Annotated in this window: 10 protein-coding genes; 2 read left to right on the forward strand and 8 right to left on the reverse strand. The window is 74.0% G+C overall.

Annotation, left to right across the window (positions count from 1 at the left end):
* Positions 1-26: 26 nt before the first annotated feature.
* The 8 genes from ABT116_RS02840 to ABT116_RS02875 all read right to left on the reverse strand — a co-directional run bounded on the left by ABT116_RS02840 (position 27) and on the right by ABT116_RS02875 (position 17,095).
* Positions 27-1,832 (reverse strand): arabinofuranosyltransferase AftB family protein, encoded by a 1,806-nt coding sequence (locus tag ABT116_RS02840; RefSeq protein WP_351626844.1) that lies wholly within the window; start codon positions 1,830-1,832, stop codon positions 27-29.
* The gene (locus ABT116_RS02845; RefSeq protein WP_351626847.1) at positions 1,829-4,069 is read right to left on the reverse strand and encodes a bifunctional glycosyltransferase/CDP-glycerol:glycerophosphate glycerophosphotransferase; all 2,241 of its coding nucleotides are present in this window, start codon (positions 4,067-4,069) and stop codon (positions 1,829-1,831) included. The genes ABT116_RS02840 and ABT116_RS02845 overlap by 4 nt, the downstream gene beginning before the upstream one ends.
* A gap of 8 nt (positions 4,070-4,077) precedes the next feature.
* Complete coding sequence (locus ABT116_RS02850; RefSeq protein ID WP_351626849.1) at positions 4,078-6,276, reverse strand: bifunctional glycosyltransferase/CDP-glycerol:glycerophosphate glycerophosphotransferase; 2,199 nt, start codon at positions 6,274-6,276, stop codon at positions 4,078-4,080.
* A 158-nt stretch (positions 6,277-6,434) separates the two neighbouring features.
* Complete coding sequence (locus tag ABT116_RS02855; RefSeq protein ID WP_351626851.1) at positions 6,435-8,696, reverse strand: bifunctional glycosyltransferase/CDP-glycerol:glycerophosphate glycerophosphotransferase; 2,262 nt, start codon at positions 8,694-8,696, stop codon at positions 6,435-6,437.
* A 140-nt stretch (positions 8,697-8,836) separates the two neighbouring features.
* Positions 8,837-9,697, reverse strand: coding sequence for a carbohydrate ABC transporter permease (locus ABT116_RS02860; RefSeq protein ID WP_351626854.1), 861 nt, complete (start codon positions 9,695-9,697; stop codon positions 8,837-8,839).
* Complete coding sequence (locus ABT116_RS02865; protein WP_351626857.1) at positions 9,694-11,040, reverse strand: carbohydrate ABC transporter permease; 1,347 nt, start codon at positions 11,038-11,040, stop codon at positions 9,694-9,696. The genes ABT116_RS02860 and ABT116_RS02865 overlap by 4 nt, the downstream gene beginning before the upstream one ends.
* Before the next feature lie 4 nt (positions 11,041-11,044).
* Entirely contained in the window at positions 11,045-12,457 is a 1,413-nt protein-coding gene (locus ABT116_RS02870) for an ABC transporter substrate-binding protein (protein WP_351626860.1), read from the reverse strand.
* Positions 12,458-12,634: 177 nt separating this feature from the next.
* Positions 12,635-17,095 (reverse strand): FtsK/SpoIIIE domain-containing protein, encoded by a 4,461-nt coding sequence (locus ABT116_RS02875; protein ID WP_351626873.1) that lies wholly within the window; start codon positions 17,093-17,095, stop codon positions 12,635-12,637.
* Positions 17,096-17,456: 361 nt separating this feature from the next.
* Here ABT116_RS02875 and ABT116_RS02880 point away from each other — a divergent pair, with 361 nt between their 5' ends.
* Both ABT116_RS02880 and ABT116_RS02885 read left to right on the forward strand, forming a co-directional pair.
* A complete protein-coding gene (locus ABT116_RS02880; RefSeq protein WP_351626863.1) occupies positions 17,457-19,160 on the forward strand; it encodes a serine/threonine-protein kinase in 1,704 nt (567 codons plus the stop codon).
* A 122-nt stretch (positions 19,161-19,282) separates the two neighbouring features.
* The coding region (locus ABT116_RS02885; protein ID WP_351626866.1) for a serine/threonine-protein kinase at positions 19,283-20,349 on the forward strand (1,067 nt) is incomplete at its 3' end.

Genomic DNA, 20,349 nt, shown 5'->3' on the forward strand with positions numbered 1-20,349 from the left:
GAGGCGCTACCCCCACCTGCCGACGGTCAGTCGCACAGCGCCTGCTGTGCCGCCGCCGGCCAGCGCGCGAAGCGGAACCGCGTCCGCTCGGCCGCCCCGGTGAGGTTGCGCCAGAACCGTTCGGCGGTGAGCGGTGCGCGCACCGACTCACGCAGCTCGGCGAGTTCGCCGCAGCCCAGCGCGGCCCGGGCCGCCAGGACGGCCTCCAGCGAGGCCCCGGCCCGCTGCAGGTCGCGCTGCGGCGGGTGCTCGGCCGCCCACTCGGCGAAGATCCAGTGGTTGCGCAGGAACTTCTCGTGCCCCGGCCAGCTCCACCGCTCCAGCGCCAGATGCGCGCCGATCGGACTGGCCAGCCCCCAGGCGTCGTTGACGTAGGCGTCCAGCGGCGCCGCCGCTCCCGTCACTCCGAGGTGACGGCCCACGATCACCACCCGGTACGGGGCGTCCTCGCGCATCGGCGTCGCGTGCAGCCGTCGCCCGGCGTCGAAGTAGAGCAGCGTCGGCCCGGGCGCACGCTCCGCCCGGGCCAGCATGGCGCGCCCCTCGGGCAGGGCGGGCCAGTTGGCCACCCAGGTGGCGGTGCGCACCGGGTTGTGGTCGCCGAGGCCCTCCACGTCGGAACTGCGCACGTTGAACGACCCGGGCGTGCTGCGCACGTCGAAGGGTGCCCGCAGCGGACTGACCGCCGCGCACAGCCACACCGCCAGCAGCACGCTCGCGGCACCGGTGACCCTGGTCGCGGGCACGACCAGCACCGGCAGGAGCAGCAGCAGAAGCGCGGGCAGGATCATGCGGGCGTGCATGTAGTCGCCGCCGACGCGCACGACGTACCCGGCCAGCAGCAGGCCCGCGGCGAGCGGCGCCAGCAGCACCGCGAGCGAGGCCCGCCCCGGGACGCGGCCCCGCCGCTCCTGGCGGGTGCGCCGCACCAGCAGCACGGCCAGCGCCCCGAGCACCGGGACGACGGGCCACAGCCAGTACGGCCCGAGCGTCTCCTGCACGTACCCGGCGCCCCGGCTCCAGTCGCTGGCACTCGCCTCCTTGGCGATGGCGGGCAGCGGCACCAGGATCCCGTAGTACCCCGCCCGGAAGACCTCGTACGCCAGCGGCACCGCCCCCGCCGACGCCAGCATCGCCGCCGTGCCCCGCCGGGAGGGGCGCAGCACCCACCACTGGGCGGCCAGGAAGCACGCCGTGACCACCGCGAGATCGGGCCGGACCAGCGGGCCCAGCCCGAACACGAAGGCGGCCGTGCACATCTCACGGACTTTCCGGCCACGCCGGGTCCGCGTGAGCAGCCACCACGACAGGCCGGTCCAGAAGGCGCCGAGGCCGCTCTCCAGACCCGACGTCATGTACGACCAGAACGGCGGCACGGCCAGCAGCACGAACACCCCGGCCGGCAGCAGCAGCCCGCCGCCCCGGTGCAGTCGGCACGTGGCGAGCAGGGCGAGCGCGAACCCGGCGGTGCTCAGCAGCAGCCCCAGTCCGACCGCGAGGAACGCCGGGTCCTCGCCGGTGACCCAGGTGGCGAGCGCGAGCAGCCACTGCCAGAGGGTGCCGGTCGAACTCTCGGCCCGCTCCCCGACGTTGAACACCGGCCCGTTGCCCGCCAGGATCTGCCGGACCGGGCGCAGGTAGATGAGCCCGTCGTCGCAGATCCAGCGGCGCCGGTAGCCCAGCACGAACAGGGCCGCGGTGGGCACGGCGACCAGGGCGGCGTGCCACCGGTGCACCGGCCGCAGCCGCTCGGCGACCGCGGTCGGCCGGGCCGAGGAGGCCCGCCGGCCGGGCAGGGAGGGGACGGCCTCGGGGGTCGCGGGGGTTCTCATCTCTCGATCAGCGCCTCGGGTCGGGTGCGGACACCCTCGGTCCGGCGGGCCGCGGGCAGCAGCGCCCCGCCCCGCTCGCCGAGCATGAGCAGCCGGACGACCCGCTCGGCGGCCAGCCCGTCCTCGAACTCGCAGTACCGCTCCCGGAAGCCGGAGCGCAGCCGCGCCGCCTCCTCGTCCTGCCAGGTGCCGGACGCGAACAGCCAGGCCAGCTCGCGGTACGAGCGCGACACATGGCCCGGCGCGTCGGCCGTGATGTCGAAGTAGGCGCCCCGGCTCGCCGCGAACGCGCCCCAGTCGTCGGCGTGGACGACGATCGGCCGGTCCAGCAGGGCGTAGTCGAACATCAGGGCCGAGTAGTCGGTGACCAGCACGTCGGAGGCGAGCAGCACGTCCTCGAGGTGCGGCTCGTCGGTCGCGTCCACCAGCACCCCCCGCCGGTGCAGGTCCGCCAGGCCGAAGCCCCGCGCGACGCCCACCGCGAGCGACGGGTGCAACCGCACCACCAGCGTGTGCCCGGGGCCCAGGTCCGCGGCGAACCGGGCGAGGTCGAACCGGTCGACATGGCCGCCCCGCCGGTAGTCGCGGCGGGTCGGCGCGTACAGCACGACCGTGTGGCCGGCGGGGATGCCGAGCCGCTCGCGCACCTCCCGGCCCCGCTCGGGGCCGGCGCCGACCAGCACGTCGTTGCGCGGGCTGCCGGTCCGCAGCGAGGTGAAGTGGCACGGGTACGCCCGCTCCCACGCCCGCTCCGCATGCCGCCCCGCGACCAGGCTGTAGTCCCAGCGGTCCGCCCGGCGCAGCATCTGCGGCACGTCGAAGCCGTGCCGGGCGCCCGGCTTGGTCAGCAGGTCGGCGCCCATGTACTTGAGCGGGGTGCCCTGGTGGGTGTGGATGTGCACGCTGCCGGGCCGCTTGGCCAGGGTGCCGGGCCAGTTGACGTTGTTCACCCAGTACGTGGCCCGCGCCATGACCTCGTGGTAGCGCCGCGAGCCCGGCGTCACATGGTCGATGCCGGGCGGCAGCGCGTCCACCGCGTCCTCCCGGACCACCCACACGCCCCGGATGTGCGGGGCGATCTCGCGTGCCTTCTCGTAGATCGCGGCCGGATCGCCGGTCACGCCCCGGTGGTGGGTCGCCGAGTAGACGGCGAGGTGGGGATCGAGGGGCCGCTGCGACTGGGCCGTGTACCAGCCGCGCAGGGCGCTCTCCGACGCCTTCCTCGCCACCAGCCGCTGCCCGGCCAGGGCGGCCGCGCGCAGGTCCCGCAGTCCGCGTGCCGTCGCGTACGACGCGTAGGGCGCCGAGGCCAGCAGCCGCATCTCCACCCCGCGCCAGCCGTCCGGTCGCGGGAAGCCGCCCTCGGGGAGGTGGCGGCGGTGGAAGGAGCGGATCTCGCGGTAGAAGTCGCCCCGGTCGGCGGGCCGCACCCGGTCCTCGCGGGCCAGCACGAACAGCATGTGGTCCAGGGCCCGTTCCAGCAGCAGCGGCCGCGCCCAGTCCAGGTCGGGGCGCTGCTCCAGGAACGCGAACAGGCCCTCGTACTGCGGGAAGATCTCGAAATGCCGGCGCCCGGGCGTCCTGGTGATCGCGCCCTGCCGGCGCTGGCGGTACTCCACGCCGATCCGGTCCAGGCAGGCGATGCGCTCGGCCAGCACCATGGACCGGTAGGTGACCGGCGCGTCCTCGTACAACCCGGGCTCGTACTCCAGTGCGTGCTCCTGGAAGAAGGAGCGCCGGTAGGCCTTGTTCCACGCGACCAGGAACAGGTTCAGATACTGCGGGCTCTCCCGGATGCCGAACGTCTCCAGCCCCGCCGCGGCCAGCAGGTCCGCCGCCTCGCTGCGCCCGCCCCGGCCCCACCAGTGGGTGCGCACATGGTCGAAGACCAGGATGTCCGGGTCGTCGGTCACCGCCAGCCGGGCGGCGACGGCGGCCAGCAGGCCCGGCGTGTAGTGGTCGTCGCTGTCCAGGAACAGCACGTAGTCACCCGCCGCCTGCGCGAGGCCGGCGTTGCGGGCCCGGCCGAGGCCCACGTTCTCGGGCAGGTGCAGCACCCGTACCCGGTCGTCGCGGGCGGCGTACTCGTCGAGGATCGCGCCGCTGCCGTCGGGCGAGCGGTCGTCCACGGCGATCACCTCGAAGTCCGCGTACGACTGGCCGAGCACCGAGTCGAGACACTCGCGCAGGAAGCCCTGCACCTTGTAGACGGGGACGATGATGCTGAAGCGGGGCACTTCTTCGGTCAGCTCCTCACGAGGGTGGCGGCGGGGGCCGGGACGCGCTCCGCGAGCGGGACCACGGGCGGGATCGACTCGGGCGGCTCCCCCAGCAGCACCCGGCGCACCACGCGCTCGGCGGCACGCCCGTCGTCGAACTGGCAGAAGCGCTCCCGGAACGCGGCCCGCAGGGACGCTGCGGACTCGTCCGCCCAGGAGCCGTCGCGGAAGACGGCCGCCAGCTCCTCGGGCGTGTGCGCGACCCGGCCGGGCGGGAGCTCCATCAGGTCGAAGTAGACGCCCCGCGTCTCCCGGTAGACGTCCCAGTCGTCGGCGTACACGACGATCGGCCGGTCCAGGTTGGCGTAGTCGAACATGATCGACGAGTAGTCCGTGATCAGCCCGTCCGCGGCCAGGCACACGTCCTCCGACGAGCGGTGCCCGGTGACGTCGATGATCCGCCCGCCGCCCCTGCTCGCCCCCTGGTCGTAGAAGTAGTGGGCGCGCAGCAGCACCACGTACTCCTCGCCGATCGCCTCGCAGAACTCCGCGAGGTCCAGGCCCGTCTCGAAACCGGTGGCGTAGTCGCGGTGCGTGGGCGCGTACAGCAGGGCCTTCTTGCCGTCGGGGACGCCCAGTTCCTTGCGGACGCGGGCCACGTCCTCGGCAGACGCCGTGCAGTAGACGTCGTTGCGCGGATAGCCGTACTCGAGCGTCTCGTGCGCGCTCGGGAACGCCCGCTCCCACATCTGCGTGGAGTGCCGGTTGGAGGTCAGGTTGTAGTCCCAGCGGTCCACCCGGGCCAGCAGCCTGGCGATGCTGCCGGTCGCCGCGGCCACCACGGGGTACGTCGCCTGGTCGGCGCCCATCGTCTTCAGCGGGGTGCCGTGCTGGGTCTGCAGGTGCACGCTGCCGGGGCGCTTGACCACGGCGTCCGCGAAGTTGGCGTTGTTGACCAGGTACGTGGCTCGGGCCAGCACCTCCCAGTACTTCCGGCTGCCGATCACCGCGTACTCCACGTCCGGCGGCACGCTGCCCACCGCGTCCGGCTCGACCAGGAACACCGCGCGCAGGTGCGGCGCGAGTGCGCGGGCCTTGGCGTGGATCGCGGCCGGGTTGCAGACGTAGCCGCGGCCCCAGTACGCGCAGTACACGACGAGGTTCCGGTCGAGCGGGAGACGCAGGCCCAGCGCGTAGCGCAGCCGGGTGCGCAGCCCCCGTGGGCGGGGGAGCAGCGCGGCGGCCCGCAGCGCCGTCCGGTTGGCGGCGCGCAGGGCGCGGAACGCGGGGTACGACCCGGAGGCGAGCAGCCGGTGCTGGACGCCGAGGCTGCCGCCGGGCGTCCGGTGACCGGCGGGGCGGTGCCGCCGGTAGAGCGCGCTCGCCCGCCGGAAGAAGGCCCGCCGCCCGGCCGTCAGCCGCCGTGGATGGGCGGCCGTCTTCAGTACGGCGGCGAAGAGCTGCTCGAACAGCGGCGACAGACGGTCCGCCGAAAGCCCCTGCTCCACGGCCCGCGCCAGCACCAGCTCGCACTGGTCGAGCAGCTCGGCGTGGTGATCGCCGGGCAGGCCGAGCCGGTTGCCCTGCCGGCGCAGCAGATGCCGGACGACGACCGCGCGCAGCACCGCCACCCGCTCCGCACCCAGGGTGACCAGCCCGCCGAAACCGACGTCGGTGTAGTGGTCCCCGGGGAAGGCGAGGCCCTGTTCGGTGAGGAAGGCCCGGCGGTACAGCGCGCTCCACGCCGGGAGCGCCACGCCCGTCAGCCGCGGGGCCCGGCCGGGGGAGAAGGCCCCGTCCGGCGTCCTGGCCAGCAGGGGCGCGGCCGGGTTCGTCGGCTCGCCCTCCCACCAGGGGGTGCGCTCGTGCTCGAAGTACAGGACGTCCACGTCGCCGGCCTCGCCCAGCCGGGCGTCCAGCGCCGCCAGCGCGCCCGGGACCAGGACGTCGTCACCGTCGAGGAACAGCACATGGCCGCCGACCGCCGCCTTCAGCCCGGTGTTGCGTGCCCCGGCCAGTCCGTCCGACGGCGGCGAGTGCACCGGCGTCACCCGGGAGTCCCGCTCGGCGTACCCGGCGACGACGTCCGCCGCCGGCGCGTCGGGCGCGTCGCACACCGGGATCAGCTCGAAGTCGCCGAACGACTGGGCGAGGACGGAGTCCAGCGCCAGGGACAGCCGGCCCGCGACCCCATGGGACGGGACGACGATGCTGAAGCGGGGCATGTGGTTCTTTCTGTCAGGAGGCGGTTCTGTCGGGGCGGGCCGGGTCACACGGGTCGCGGGCGTCCCGGACGCCCCGACGGCCGCCAGGAGGGCGGCCGGGAGGGCGTCGGCCGCGACGGGCTGGAGGGCATGCGGACTCCCCGGCGTGCGAACCGTGGTCAGAGGCTGTCGGTGACGGCCTGGGGACCGGCCGGCAGCGGCACCGTGGTGAGCGGCTCACGCGTCAGCGAGGCCGCCGCCGAGGGCACCGGGCGACGCTCGCCGAGCGGCACGACCGGCGGCAGCTCCGACTCTCCGAGGACGACCCGGCGCACCACCCGCTCGGCGGCCCGCCCGTCGTCATAGGTGCAGAACCGCTCGCGGAACGCCGCCCTCAGCTGGGTCGAGCGGGAGCCGCGCCAGTGGCCGGTGGCGAAGATGTCGATCAGCTCGTCCTCGCCGCGGGCGATCGCGCCCGGCGGGACGTCGCGCAGGTCGAAATAGGTGCCGCGGGCCGCGTCGTACGCCTCCCAGTCGTCGGCGTGCACCACGATCGGCCGGTCCAGGTTGGCGTAGTCGAACATCAGCGACGAGTAGTCCGTGACCAGGGCGTCCGACGCCAGGCAGAGCGACTCCACGCTCGGGTGGCCGGAGACGTCGACGACCCGGCCGCAGGTGCTGGTCAGCGGGGCGTCGTAGGCGTGGTGGGCGCGGGCCAGGACGACGAAGCGCGGGCCGAGGCGGCGCACGATCCGCTGGAGGTCGAGGGTGTGGCGCTGGGAGCGGCGGTAGTCGCGGTGGGTCGGCGCGTACAGGATCGCCACCGAGCCGCGCGGGATGCCCAGCGAGGCGCGCAGCCGGGCCACGTCCGCCGGGGTGGCCGTCCGGAACACGTCGTTGCGGGGGTAGCCGTACTCCAGCGTGGTGTAGCGGCCGGGGTGGACGCGCTCGTTCGTCAGTGTGGTGTGGCGGTTGGCGGACAGCACGTAGTCCCACCGGTCGACGTCCTTCAGCAGCCGCGCGAAGTCACGGCCGCGGGCCGCCGCGGGGCGCTCCTGGAGGTCGAGGCCGATGTGGCCGAGCGGGGTGCCGTGCCCGGTCTGGATCAGCACCTGGCCCCGGCGCTTGGCCAGCCGGTCGTCGAAGCCGGTGTTGCTGACCAGGTAGCGGGAGCGGGCGAGCGCCGTCCAGTAGGCGGTCGTCCCGGGGACGAGGCGGCGCGGGCCGGGCGGGATCGTGTGGTGGTGCTCGCGGCGGGCGATCCACGCCGTGCGGATGTGCGGCGCGAGGTCGCGGAACGCGGCCTCCAGCGCGCCGGGGTTGCAGCCGTGGCCGCGGCCGTCGTAGGCGGCGAAGACGGCGCGGTCGGCGCGCAACGGCAGGCAGCGCTGCGCGCGGTAGTGGGTCCGGAGGGCGGCCGATCGCAGGCCCCGCAGCAGCTTCCCGGTGGTCCGGGCGGCGGCGCGGTGCAGGGCCGACGCCAGCTGGAGGGTGCGGTAGGTGCGGTGCAGGCCGAAGCGGATCAGGACGTGGTGGATCCGGCAGCGCAGGGGGACGGGGGCGCCGGGTGTGCGGTAGCGGCGGTAGTGGGCGCGGGCCCGGCGCAGGAAGTCGGCGCGCGAGCCCCGGGGCAGCCGGTCCCGCCGGGAGTACACGATCACCAGGTGGTGCACCATGCGGCGGAACAACACCGGCCGCCATCGGGCCAGTTCGGGACGCTCGTCGAGATACGCGAAGACCCGGTCGTACTGCTCGAAGACGTCGAAGTGCCGCTCGCTGGTGGTGCGCAGGATGCTGCCCTGCCGCCGCTGCCGGTAGTGCACACAGACCCGGTCGAGGGTCGCGATCGACTCCGCGGTCATCAGCACCGGGTACGTCCACGGCGTGTCCTCGTAGACGCCGGGCGGGAAGACGAAGCCCCCCTCCTCGACGAACTCCCGCCGGTAGGCCTTGTTCCAGGCGACCATCAGCAGCCGCAGCAGCCCCGGCCGGTCCTCCAGGCGGAACGGCGCCGGGCCCTGCTCGGTGAGCTGCAGGGCCGCCTGGTTGCGGATCGCCTCCCCCGTCCAGTAGGTGCGCGCGTAGTCGAAGACCAGCACGTCCGGCTCGCCCGTCTCCTTCAGCCGGTCGGCGATCGAACGCAGCGCGTCGGGCGTGAGGGTGTCGTCGCTGTCGAGGAACAGCAGGTAGTCGCCGCTCGCGTGCGCCACGCCGGCGTTTCTCGCGCGGCCCAGGCCCACGTTCTGAGGCAGGTGGACGGGGCGTACGCGCGTGTCGCGGGCGGCGAACTCGTCGATGATCGCGCCACACGCGTCCGGCGAGCAGTCGTCGACGACGATCAGTTCCAGATCGGGACAGGACTGGGAGAGCACTGATTCGAGGCACTCGTGCAGGTACGCCTGAACCTGGTACGCGGGGACAATGACACTGAACCTGGGCAAGAGGCCATCCATCGGTCGGCGCGGGCGTTCGGCCCGGGAACGGCCGATGGGCCGACTTGGTTACGGTGGCTACGGCATCCGGGGGAACGCGGAAGGGGCGGGCCGCCCCGGCCCACCCCTCAACTACTCTGCCCGAAGCGCTATTTGACCGCGCCGGCCATCACGCCGGACACGAACTGCCGCTGGAAAGCGAAGAAGACGGCCAGCGGGACCACCATCGAGATGAACGCGCCGGGTGCCAGCACGTCGATGTTGTTGCCGAACTGCCGTACCTGTGTCTGCAGTGCGACCGTGATGGGCTGGCTCCCGGAGTCCGAGAAGATCAGCGCGACCAGCAGGTCGTTCCACACCCACAGGAACTGGAAGATGCCGAGCGCGGCGATCGCCGGGGCGCCGAGCGGCATCACGACACGGAAGAACAGGCGCAGTTCACCCGCCCCGTCCAGGCGAGCCGCCTCCAGCAGCTCGCGCGGGATCTCCGCGAAGAAGTTCCGCAGCAGGAACACCGCGAACGGCAGTCCGAAACCCACGTGGAAGAGCACCACGCCCAGCACCGAGCCGAAGATGCCGATGTTGCCGAAGAGTTCGGCGATCGGGATCAGCGCCACCTGTACGGGGACGACCAACAGGCCGACCACGCCCAGGAACCACCAGTCCCGGCCAGGGAACTCCATCCAGGCGAAGGCGTAGCCGGCCAGCGAGCCGATGATCACCACCAGCAGGGTCGCCGGCACGGTGATCCACACCGTGTTCAGCAGGGAACTGGTGATGTCCTCGTTCTCCAGCAGCTTCGCGTAGCTGTCGAAGGTGATCTGCGAGGGCTCGGTGAACACCTTCCACCAGCCGCTCGCCGCGATCTCCTCCGGCGCACGGAGACTGGACAGCAGCAGCCCGATCGTGGGCACCAGCCAGAACAGCCCGACGACGATGAGGAACACCCGCAGCACCCCGCCGCTGACCGCCTCGGCGAGCCGCGAACCCAGCGACTGCTTGGCCTTCATCGCCGCACCTCCCGCCGCAGCCTGCGTACGTTGAACCACATCACCGGGATCACGAGCAGCAGCAGGAACACCGAGATGGCGCTGGCGATGCCCGGCTGGTCCTCGGAGAAGCCCTTGCGGTACAGCTCCAGGGCGAGAACGTTCGCGTCGTCCTGGGAGGAGCCCGGAGCGATGATGAAGACCAGGTCGAAGATCTTCAGCACGTTGATCATCAGGGTGACGGCGACGACGGCGAGGACCGGCGCCAGCAGCGGCACCGTGACGCGTCTGAACACCTGCCACTCGCTCGCGCCGTCGACCCGGGCCGCCTCCAGCAGCTCACGGGGCACACTCGCGAGCCCGGCCGCGATCAGCACCATCGCGAAGCCCGCCCACATCCAGATGTACGAGCCGATGATGGCCGGGGTGACCAGGGACGGCCCGAGCCAGTCCAGGCCGTTGTACGGTTCCTTGAAGTTGCTCGCCGGGAGCCGGAGTTGGGCCCCGTCGGCCGAGGCGGGCAGCGTGAAGGTGCCGTCCCCGGCGGCCGTTGCCGACGCCACGACCCTGCCGTCCTTGACGGCCTCGACCTTCATGCCGGCATAGCCCAGTTCGGACGGGTCGACACGGTTGAGTGTGCCGACGCCCTTGCCGCGTGTGAAGTCCTGCCAGGTCGTGCCCGTGACCTTGTCCGGTTCGGGCTTCGGCGCCACCGCGGCCTTCGCGCCGTCGGGCATCAGATCGGGCGCCACACCCACCAGGGGCAGCGAGACCGCCTCGCCCGTGCGGACGGGCGACGTGGTGATGAACGCGCCGCCGCCGGCCGGCTTCAGCGGCGATTCCCGTCCCGGGTGGGCCTTCGGGAACGCCGAGGCCTGGGCGAACGTGTCGTGCACGCCCACCCACACCGCGTTCGCGACGCCCTTGTCCGGGTCCTGGTCGTACACCAGGCGGAAGATGATGCCCGCCGCCAGCATCGAGATCGCCATCGGCATGAAGACGACCAGCTTGAACGCCGTACCCCAGCGCACCCGTTCGGTCAGCACCGCGAAGATCAGGCCGAGCGCCGTCGCGACCGTCGGCGCGAACACCACCCAGATGATGTTGTTCTTCAGCGCGGTGCGGATGCCCTCGTCGGTGAAGAGGGCCTTGTAGTTGTCTATTCCGGCGAAGCCGTCACCGGACTGGTCGTAGAAACTGCGCACGACCGAGTACCCGATCGGGTACACCACGAGCGCGCCGAGCAGGACGAGCGCGGGCAGCAGGAACAGCACCGCGACGGTCCTGCGGGTACCGGTCACACTCTTGCGCGACTTGGGAGCGGCAGGGGGCTTGGTGCCCCCTGCCGCCGAAACCGACGTCATGACGTCAGTTCCCGTACGCCGCGGCTGCTTCGGCCTCCAGCTTCGCCTGCGTCCCCGCGATGTCCTTCGGGTTCTTCAGGAAGTCCTGGAGGATCTTCCACTCGCCCTTGCCGGGCGTACCGCCGAAGGCCTGCGGGGCCTGGTCGGACATGTCGAAGCGGAAGTCGTCACCGGCGTCGATGAGCGCCTTGGCGATCTTCTGCTGCACCGCGTTCGGATAGTCGGAGTTCGGCACATTCTTGTTCGGCGAGAGGTAGCCGCCCAGCTTGGCCTGGATCGACGCCGCGTCCGGGGAGGCGAGCCAGGTGGCCAGGGCCTGGGACCCCTTCGAGTCCTCCAGGATCACGGCCGCGTCGCCGCCCGAGACCACTGGTCCGTTGTCACCGACCGCCGGGAACGGGAACACCTTCGCATCCGTGCCGATCTTCATGCTGGAGGGGATGTTGACCTGCGCGAAGTCACCCGCCGCGACCATGGCCGCCTTGGGCTGGTCCCCGCCGGTGAAGACCTGCGTGACGGAGGCCGGGAAGTCGGTCTGCAACGCCCCGTTCGGCCCGCCCGCGATCCAGTCGGTCTTGCCCCAGACCTGCGCGAGGGTGGTCAGCGCGTCCTTCACGGACGGGTCCGTCCACTTGATCTCGTGCTTGGCCAGCTGGTCGTACTTCTCCGGCCCGGCCTGGGAGAGGTAGACGTTCTCGAACCAGTCGGTCAGCGTCCAGCCCTCGGCGCCGCCGACGGAGAACGGGGTGACGCCGGAGTCGAAGACCGTCTGGGCGGTGTTGAGCAGGTCCGGCCAGGTCTCGGGCTCACTGGCCCCGGCGTTCTCGAAGACCTGGTTGTTGTACCAGATCAGGGACTTGTTGGCGGCCTTGTAGTAGACGCCGTACGGCTTGCCGTTCACCTCGCCGATGTCCTGCCAGCCCTGCGAGTAGTTCTCGCCGAGCTCCTTGAGGGCGTCGGATCCCAGCGGTTTGGCCCAGCCCTTGTCCACGGCCTGCTTGATGGCGCCGGGCTGCGGCAGCATCGCGATGTCCGGCGGCTGCCCGCCGGCCACCTTCGAACCGATGAAGTTGATGATGGGGTCCTGAGCGGGCACGAACGTGACCTTTGCGCCCGTGCGCTTCTCGAACTCCTGCAAGACCTTCTTGAAGTTGGCCTGTTCCGTGCCGCTCCACACGGCGGCGACCTCCAGGCTCGTCCCCTCCAGCTTCGGAAGGGTGGCGTTGTTGGTGATTTCGTCGGTGTCGCCCGTGCCTCCACCGCTGTCGGTGTCGCTGCTTCCGCAGGCGGACAGCGAGAGCGCGAGGGCTCCCGCAGCGACGGCGGCCGCTGCCTTGACGGCTCTGCGGCTCTGGGGGGTCGCCGTGTCCCGCTCGGGCGACCAGCGTGTCCGGATGGTGCTGCTCGTCATGCGCATGACTGCCCCGCTTCTTCGTTCCTCGTCGAACGTCGAGCGCGCTCCCGTGCGATCTGGTCTACGCCCGGGTGTGCGGGGGCGGCAAGATGGCGTCGGCTGTCAAGCGGGGGATCGTGACTCCCTCGTGACCAGGGACGCGGCCCCATGACGCCAGGTGGGGCCGACGGCCGTCCTCGGTCACAGGAGCGACGGCACCTTCGCAGCCGCGACCTCCCGTGCCGCCCTTTCCAGCGCGCTGGCCAACAGTGCCAGGTCGGTCGGGCCGTTTCCGAGTTCCCGCACCGGACGCCGGGCCGGAGGGTCACCCATGCGGTGCCATTCCAGGGGTACGACCGTGGGGCGCAGCGTCGCCGTCCGCGGGATCCGGCCGGTGACCCGGCCGCCCTGGAACGGGGTGACCCGCCCGTCCGCACCGGTCAGCCTGCCCCGGCCGGGCGCGGGCTCCTCCGGACCAGGGGCAGGGGCGTCGAGCGCGACGCGCAGGGTGGCCCGGCGCGCCGGTTCCGTCTCCGCCGTACGGGCGCACGGGCCGGTGGCCGCCACCAGATGGACGCCGAGCCGCTCGCCGTCGCGGGCCACCGCCTCCAGCGCGCGCATCACCGACCCGGCCGCGGGCCGCCCGGTCGAGCCGAGCGCCGGGGCGACCAGCGCGTCCAGGTCGTCGACGACCACGACGAGCCGGGGCAGCGGGGGCGCGGCGGCCTCCGTCTGCCGCCGGGCCGCGCCGGGCCGCAGCCGAATGGTGGAACTGGAGGGCGAGTCGAGGTCGCCCGCCCCACCCGCGGCGGCCGCCTCGGCCGGGGCGCCGCCCCGCGCCGTCGCCGTGCGCTGGGCGACCATACGGCCCGACAGGGCGCGCCCGGTGTGCCACTCGGCGAAGTCGGACCGCCCGAGCAGCTCGGCGCGCCGCTTCAGCTCCGCGCTCAGCGACTGCGCGAACTCCCGCATCCGGACCGGGTCGTGGGCCATGAGCAGCGTGGTGACATGCGGTACGTCCGTACACACCTGCAGTCCCTCGCCGTTGCCGCCGCCCGCGCCCGGGCCGCCCCGGCCGTCGACCAGCACGATGCCGAGGCGGTCCGGCCGCTCGGCGGCGGCCAGGGACGCGACGATCGACCGCAGCAGCTCCGTACGGCCGCTGCCCGGCGGGCCCTCGATCAGCAGATGCGGCCCCTGGGCGGCGAGGTCCGCACCGACCGGGCCGCGCGGCCCGGCGCCCAGCACCGCGCGCACGCGTCCGCCCAGCGCCTCCGCGTCGTCGGCCGCGTCCGCCCACCGCGCCATCAGCGACGCCGGGGTGGCGCGGGCCAGGCCCAGCTCGTCCAGCAGCCGGGCCGCCTGCGGCAGCGGTGCGGAGACGCGCGGCTGGCGCTCGCTCGCCGGGCCGTCCGTCCGCAGCGGCGCCAGCGCCCGCGCGAACCGCTCGGCCCAGGCCGCGGAGACGGCGTCGACGGTGGCGACCGTGCCGTGCCCGACGGGTCCGGCCGACGAGCCGTCGCCGCCGGTACGGGCCACCCGCATCAGCCGCAGGGCCGTCGCCACGTCCCCGCTGAGCAGCGCGACCGCGCCGCACTGCCGGAAGGTCGGCGCCACCGAGCAGGCCGCCTCGTACGTCTCCGTCACGGGCGAGGCAGGGGAGGCGGCGGCCGTCTCGGCCAGGCAGACGACGTGGATACCGGCCCGGGGGCCCTCCAGCGCCAGCCGCGCGAGGGCTCCGCGCAGGTCGGCACCGCCCGGATCGCCGTCGACGACCACGACGGTGTACGGGCCGGGGAAACCGCCTGCCGTGTCGGTGCCGGCTCTGTCGCCCAGGGCAGGGGAGGGGCGGCGGGGAGCCGGGACGGTGTGGTGCGGGGGCGGGGCGCCGTCGGTTTGTGAGCCGCCGCTCGCCGAGGCACTCGTCGACGGACCGCCGACGCCCGCGGGGCCGGCGACCTGACCCGTGTCCGCCAGCTGGTCCTCCAGACGGCGGGTGAGCTCGTCGGTGCGGGCGGCGGCCTGCTCGCGGTCGTGGGCCAGGAGCAGCCGGCAGTCCTGCCCGTGGCCCGGGCGCACGTGCGGCAGCCAGCCCAGCCAGGACCACTCGGCGGTGCGCTCCTCAAGGGGACGGGAGCGGTCCGCGGCGATCAGGACGATCTCCAGCGTGTCGGGGGAGTGCAGGGCGGTGAGCTGGGCCAGGACGGCACGCGTCAGCCCGGCCAGTCGCGCCCGCGGCCCGGCCAGTCCCAGTGCGCCGACCTCGCGCAGACCGACGGTCACGGGGACGGCGGGCAGCAGACCCGAGCCGTCCGGTGCCGCCCGGTCGGCCGTACCGAGGCGCACGGCGAGCGCCTCCGGATGGCCGGGGCCGCGCTCCCACAGCCGGGGCCCCGGGCCGAGGGCGGTGAGCAGCAGCGTGGCCGGGTCCGGCCAGGTCTCCGGGGCGCCCGGCACGACGACCGGGTGCTCCTCCGTGGCCGACACCGCGGCCGGCTCGTCCTCGTACGTCTCGCGTGGTTCCGCCGCCTGCGCGCCGCGGCCTCCGGTCAGCCGCCGGGCCCACGCCCCGAGCCCGCCACGCCTGCGGGGCTCCGGGGGCACGTCGGTGCCGCGCAGGGGAGTGCCCTTGCGCCCACGACCGGCACGCTGGTCGGCGAGGGCCGGGTCGTCGGTACCGGGGTCCGGGTTCCAGGGGTGGTGACCGCTTCCGTCCGTGGCGCCGACGTCGGCGGCGGCGCCGTACGCCGGTCCGGCGCCGTGTGCCGGTCCAGCGCCGTACGCCGGTCCGGCGTGGTCGGGGACCGCGTCACCGAACGCCCCGGCCCCGGAACGACCCGCATGCGTGTCCCCGGCACCGCTCGCCGGCCGGCCCGCATCGCGCCGGCGCGCGGGGTCGGGCGGAGCCAGGGGCGTCGAACTCTGAGCGGCATCGTGACGCCGGGTGGCCCGGAGCGTGTCTTCCGGCAGGCCGGGGCGCGCTCCGCGAGCCTCCGGGAACGTCTGCCCGGACCCGGCAGACCCGGACCGTGATCCACCACCGGCCGTCTGCCGCCGCGCCTCGCCCCCGGTGCTCCCGGGCGGCACTTCACTCCAACCGTCCCCGGCGTGGGCAGCACCCCCGGCGCTGGGGGGCGGCATCTCGTTCCGGCGTCCCCCGGAGCGGGCTTCGCCGCCGGCACCGGGGGCCGGAACCTCGTTGCGGCGTCCCGGCCTGGCTTCACTGCCGGCGCCTGGGGGCGGCACGTCGCTCATGCGTCCCGGCCGGGCCTCGCTGCCGGCACCCTGGGCCGGGACCTCGTTGCGGTGGCCTCCGGCCTGGGCGGTGCCTTCGGAACCGAGGGGCGGCGCGTCGCTCCGGCGTCCCGGTCGGGCCTCGCTGCCGGCACCCTGGGCCGGGACCTCGCTGCGGTGGCCTCCGGCCTGGGCGGTGCCTTCGGAACCGAGGGGCGGCAGGTTGCTCCGGCGTCCCGGTCGGGCCTCGCTGCCGGCACCCTGGGCCGGGACCGTGTCGCGGTCGCCTCCGGCGTGGGCGGTGCCTGCGGCACTGGGGGACGGCACGTCGCTCCGGCGTCCCGGCCCGGCTTCGCCGTCGGCACCCCGGGGCGGTACCTCGCTCCGGGGGGTCCCCGAGTGGGCTTCGCCCCCGCTGTCCGCAGCGCGGGCCCCGCGGACGTAACCCCGCTCCTGCGGCGCTTCGGGCCTGGCGCCGCCGCCCTCGATCCGCGGCGCCTCCGGCCTCGGGCCCCCGCCCTCGATCCGCGGCGCTTCCGGCCCCGAACCCGCGCCTCCGCTCCCTATCCGCACCGCCTCCGGCCCGGAGCCCGCACCCCCGCCCTCGATCCACGGCGCCCCGCCCTGCCCCGGCACCACAGCAGCATCAGCGGAGCCGTGTCCGGAAGGGCCCGGCGTGCGCCGGGCCGCCGAGCCGTAGACGTGGTGCGTCGAGCCCGTGGGCCCGGCCGTTCCCAAAGTCGCCTCGCCGGGGTCGGATGCCTCCGCGGGCCCGGCCACGCGCACGTGCCCCTCCCCGTCCGGAGTCGTCTCCACCCGGGCCCCCGGCCCCCCGGCGGGAGCCAGCCGCAGGGCCGATTCGCCGATCCGCAGCAGCGCGCCCGGCACGAAGGGAACCGCCCGGCCACCCACCCGCGCGCCGCTCACCGTCGTGCCGTTCGTGGAGTCCAGGTCGGCGACCGCGACACGGCCGTCCGCGCTCACCGTCACCGCGCAGTGCAGCCGGGAGACGTCCGGGTCGTCGAGCGGTACGTCGGCGTCCGCGGAGCGGCCGATGCGGATCTCGCCGCCGTGCAGGAGATGGACACCGCCGGCGTCGGGCCCGGCGACGACCTGCAGCTGGGCCGGGGCATCCTCCAGCTCCGGATGCGGCTCCGGCTCGCCCGGCGCGCCGACGGACAGCACGGCACCGTCGGTCAGCGGCGGCTCGCCGAGCGTGCAGCGTTGGGCGTCCAGCCGCTGCTCCCCGGCGTACAGCACGGGCGTGCCCGAGCCGTCACCGCCCAGGACCGCCTGGGCGAGCGCCGACGCCACCGCGGCGAGCGCCGTACCGGCGGGTGCCGTGACCAGGACGTCGCTGCGCGGGGCGCGATCCCGCGCCGGCGCCGACGGGCCCAGCGGATCTACGACGGTCAGCCGGATCTGCATCGCCGTCAGCGGTCCCTTCTGCCCGGGCGCGGAGTCCCCCACCCCGCCCCAGCACGTCGGCCAGTACTGGCAGCATCCTCGCACCTGCCACTGACAGTGCGCCCCTCGCTCCGGAAAAGGTGATCTTGAATGGTCGGCTCTGCCCGCAAAAGTGCCTGAGAGATGACCCACAGGCGACCGCTTGAGATCACTCGCGTTCCTTGCCGGCAACCACGAGACCGAGGTGAGCGTCTTTCCTTCGAACGAGTGTGAGGGCCGCTACGTAAGACCCACAGAAAGACGACACTCCGGTCCCCGGCCCCCGGCCTTACAGTGGGTCGGACAGGCCAGCAGGCAAGGCAAGCACCAGGGAGCGCATGACGTGCGGCCGGTAGGCAGCAAGTACCTGCTCGAGGAGCCGCTCGGACGCGGCGCCACGGGCACCGTCTGGCGAGCCCGCCAGCGCGAGACCGCGGGCGCCGAGGCGGCCGTGCCGGGGCAGCCCGGCGAGACCGTCGCGATCAAGGTCCTCAAGGAGGAGCTGGCCGGCGACCCGGACATCGTCATGCGGTTCCTGCGCGAGCGGTCCGTCCTGCTCAGGCTGACCCACCCGAACATCGTCCGGGTCCGTGACCTGGTCGTCGAGGGCGAGCTGCTGGCACTGGTCATGGACCTCGTCGAGGGCCCCGACCTGCACCGCTACCTGCGCGAGAACGGGCCGTTCACCCCGGTCGCCGCGGCCCTGCTCACCGCCCAGATCGCCGACGCCCTCGCCGCCAGCCACGCCGACGGCGTCGTCCACCGCGACCTCAAGCCGGCCAACGTCCTGCTCCAGCAGTACGACGGGCAGATGCACCCGCTGCTGACCGACTTCGGCATCGCCCGGCTGGCCGACTCCCCGGGACTGACCCGCACGCAGGAGTTCGTCGGCACGCCCGCGTACGTCGCGCCCGAGTCCGCCGAGGGCCGTCCGCAGACCTCCGCCGTCGACATCTACGGCGCCGGCATCCTGCTGTACGAGCTGGTCACCGGCCGCCCGCCGTTCTCCGGCGGCTCCGCCCTGGAGGTGCTGCACCAGCACCTGAGCGCCGAACCGCGCCGCCCCTCCACGGTCCCCGACCCGCTGTGGACGGTCATCGAGCGCTGCCTGCGCAAGAACCCGGACGAGCGCCCCAGCGCCGAGAACCTCGCCCGCGGCCTGCGCGTCGTCGCCGAGGGCATCGGGGTGCACGCGAACTCCGCGCAGATCGCCGCCGCCGAGGGCGTCGGCATGCTCCTCGTGCCCGACCCGGCGCCCGCGCCGGTACCGGAAACACCCGGTGCGGCCGACCCCACCCAGGTCCTCCCGCAGGGCGCCGGGGCCTACGACCCGAACGCCGCGACCAGCGTCATGCCGCACACCGGCGGCCCGGCCGGCGCCGCCGACCCCACCGCCGTCATGAACCACCGGGGCGCGGCCGACCCGACCGCCGTCATGCCGCCGGTCCCGCCGGGCTCGCCCGGCCACCCCGGTCAGCAGGGGCAGCAGGGCGGCCCCGAGGACCCGCACCCCTGGCAGAACCAGCTGCGGGCGGCCCGAGACCGCAACGAGCAGACGCAGGTCCAGTACCTCGACCCGAACGAGGACCCGCTGCGCCGCCGCCCCCAGCGCCAGGTCGCCCGGCCGCAGCAGCCCCCGCGCCGCCAGGCGCCCCCGCCCGGACCGGGCTACGGCCACCCGCAACAGCAGCAGCCGCAGCAGTACGCCCCGCAGCCGCAGCGGCCCCAGCCGCCGCAGCGCTATGCCCCGCCCACGCCCCCGGCGCAGCCGCAGCAGCCCCAGCAGCCGCAGCGGCCCCAGCGCGAGCCCCGGCAGCCCCGGCAGCGCAGCGCCAACCCGATGCGGATCCCCGGCCTCGGCTGTCTGAAGGGCTGCTTCTTCACGATCGTCATCCTGTTCGTCGCGGGCTGGCTGGTCTGGGAACTGAGCCCGCTGCAGGAGTGGATCGGCACCGGCAAGGGCTACTGGGACCAGCTCACCGACTGGTTCAGCACCGTCACCGGCTGGTTCGAGAAGCTCGGCGGGAGCGGTTCCGGCACGAACTGACCGGAACCGCCCTGCGGGGTTGGTGATTTGTCGACACCCGGCGGGTGATTTCCGCCTCCCCGGTGAAGGTTGGCCTCCCGTACGCGTAGTTTTAGCGACAACACGCGTCGGTAGGAGCAGCCTTGGCACGGAAGATCGGCAGCCGGTACACCGCCCACCAGATCCTGGGTCGGGGCAGCGCCGGCACGGTGTGGCTGGGTGAGGGCCCCGAAGGACCCGTGGCCATCAAGCTGCTGCGCGAGGACCTCGCGTCCGACCAGGAACTCGTCGGACGCTTCGTCCAGGAGCGCACGGCCCTGCTCGGCCTGGACCACCCGCACGTGGTGTCGGTGCGGGACCTGGTCGTCGACGGCAACGACCTGGCACTGGTCATGGACCTCGTCCGCGGCACGGACCTGCGCACCCGCCTGGACCGGGACCGGCGCATGGCCCCCGAGGCGGCCGTCGCCATCGCGGCCGACATCGCCGACGGCCTGGCGGCCGCGCACGCCGCGGGAGTCGTGCACCGGGACGTCAAGCCGGAGAACGTCCTCCTGGACATGCAGGGCCCGCTGGGCCCCGGCGGCTCCCACCGCGCGCTGCTGACCGACTTCGGCGTGGCCAAGCTCATCGACACCCCGCGCCGGACCAAGGCCACGAAGATCATCGGCACCCCGGACTACCTCGCCCCCGAGATCGTCGAGGGCCTGCCGCCGCGCGCGTCCGTGGACATCTACGCGCTCGCCACGGTCCTCTACGAGCTGCTGGCGGGCTTCACCCCCTTCGGCGGCGGACACCCCGGCGCTGTCCTGCGCCGGCACGTCACGGAGACGGTCGTCCCCCTGCCCGGCATCCCGGACGAGCTGTGGCAGCTGCTGGTGCAGTGCCTGGCCAAGGCCCCGGCCTCGCGCCTGCGGGCCTCGGAGCTCGGGGTGCGGCTGCGGGAGCTGCTGCCGATGCTGGCGGGCATGCCCCCGCTGGAGGTGGACGAGCCGGACACCGAGTCCGCGGAGGAGTCCGACCGCGAGGAGCGGCCCGCCGGACCGGCGCCGGGCGGGGAGCGGATCAGGCGGCGGGGCGCGGTCCCCCTGGTGCCGGGCGCGAAGCCCACCGACTCCAACCGGGACACCCACACCTCGATCGCGGTGTTCATGGCCGCGTTGGACAACCTCGTCGTGATCACCGCTCTGCCCGCCATCCAGAAGTCTCT

The sequence above is a fragment of the Streptomyces sp. NPDC002130 genome, assembly GCF_040296465.1.
In the GTDB taxonomy this organism is placed as follows: Bacteria; Actinomycetota; Actinomycetes; order Streptomycetales; family Streptomycetaceae; genus Streptomyces.

What these genes read in the sequence shown, in the direction of transcription:
- ABT116_RS02850 (WP_351626849.1), bottom strand. Translation starts at nt 6,276, where the DNA reads ATGCCCCGCTTCAGCATCGTCGTCCCGTCCCATGGGGTCGCGGGCCGG.
- ABT116_RS02860 (WP_351626854.1), bottom strand. Translation starts at nt 9,697, where the DNA reads ATGAAGGCCAAGCAGTCGCTGGGTTCGCGGCTCGCCGAGGCGGTCAGC.
- ABT116_RS02840 (WP_351626844.1), bottom strand. Translation starts at nt 1,832, where the DNA reads ATGAGAACCCCCGCGACCCCCGAGGCCGTCCCCTCCCTGCCCGGCCGG.
- ABT116_RS02870 (WP_351626860.1), bottom strand. Translation starts at nt 12,457, where the DNA reads ATGCGCATGACGAGCAGCACCATCCGGACACGCTGGTCGCCCGAGCGG.
- ABT116_RS02875 (WP_351626873.1), bottom strand. Translation starts at nt 17,095, where the DNA reads ATGCAGATCCGGCTGACCGTCGTAGATCCGCTGGGCCCGTCGGCGCCG.
- ABT116_RS02865 (WP_351626857.1), bottom strand. Translation starts at nt 11,040, where the DNA reads ATGACGTCGGTTTCGGCGGCAGGGGGCACCAAGCCCCCTGCCGCTCCC.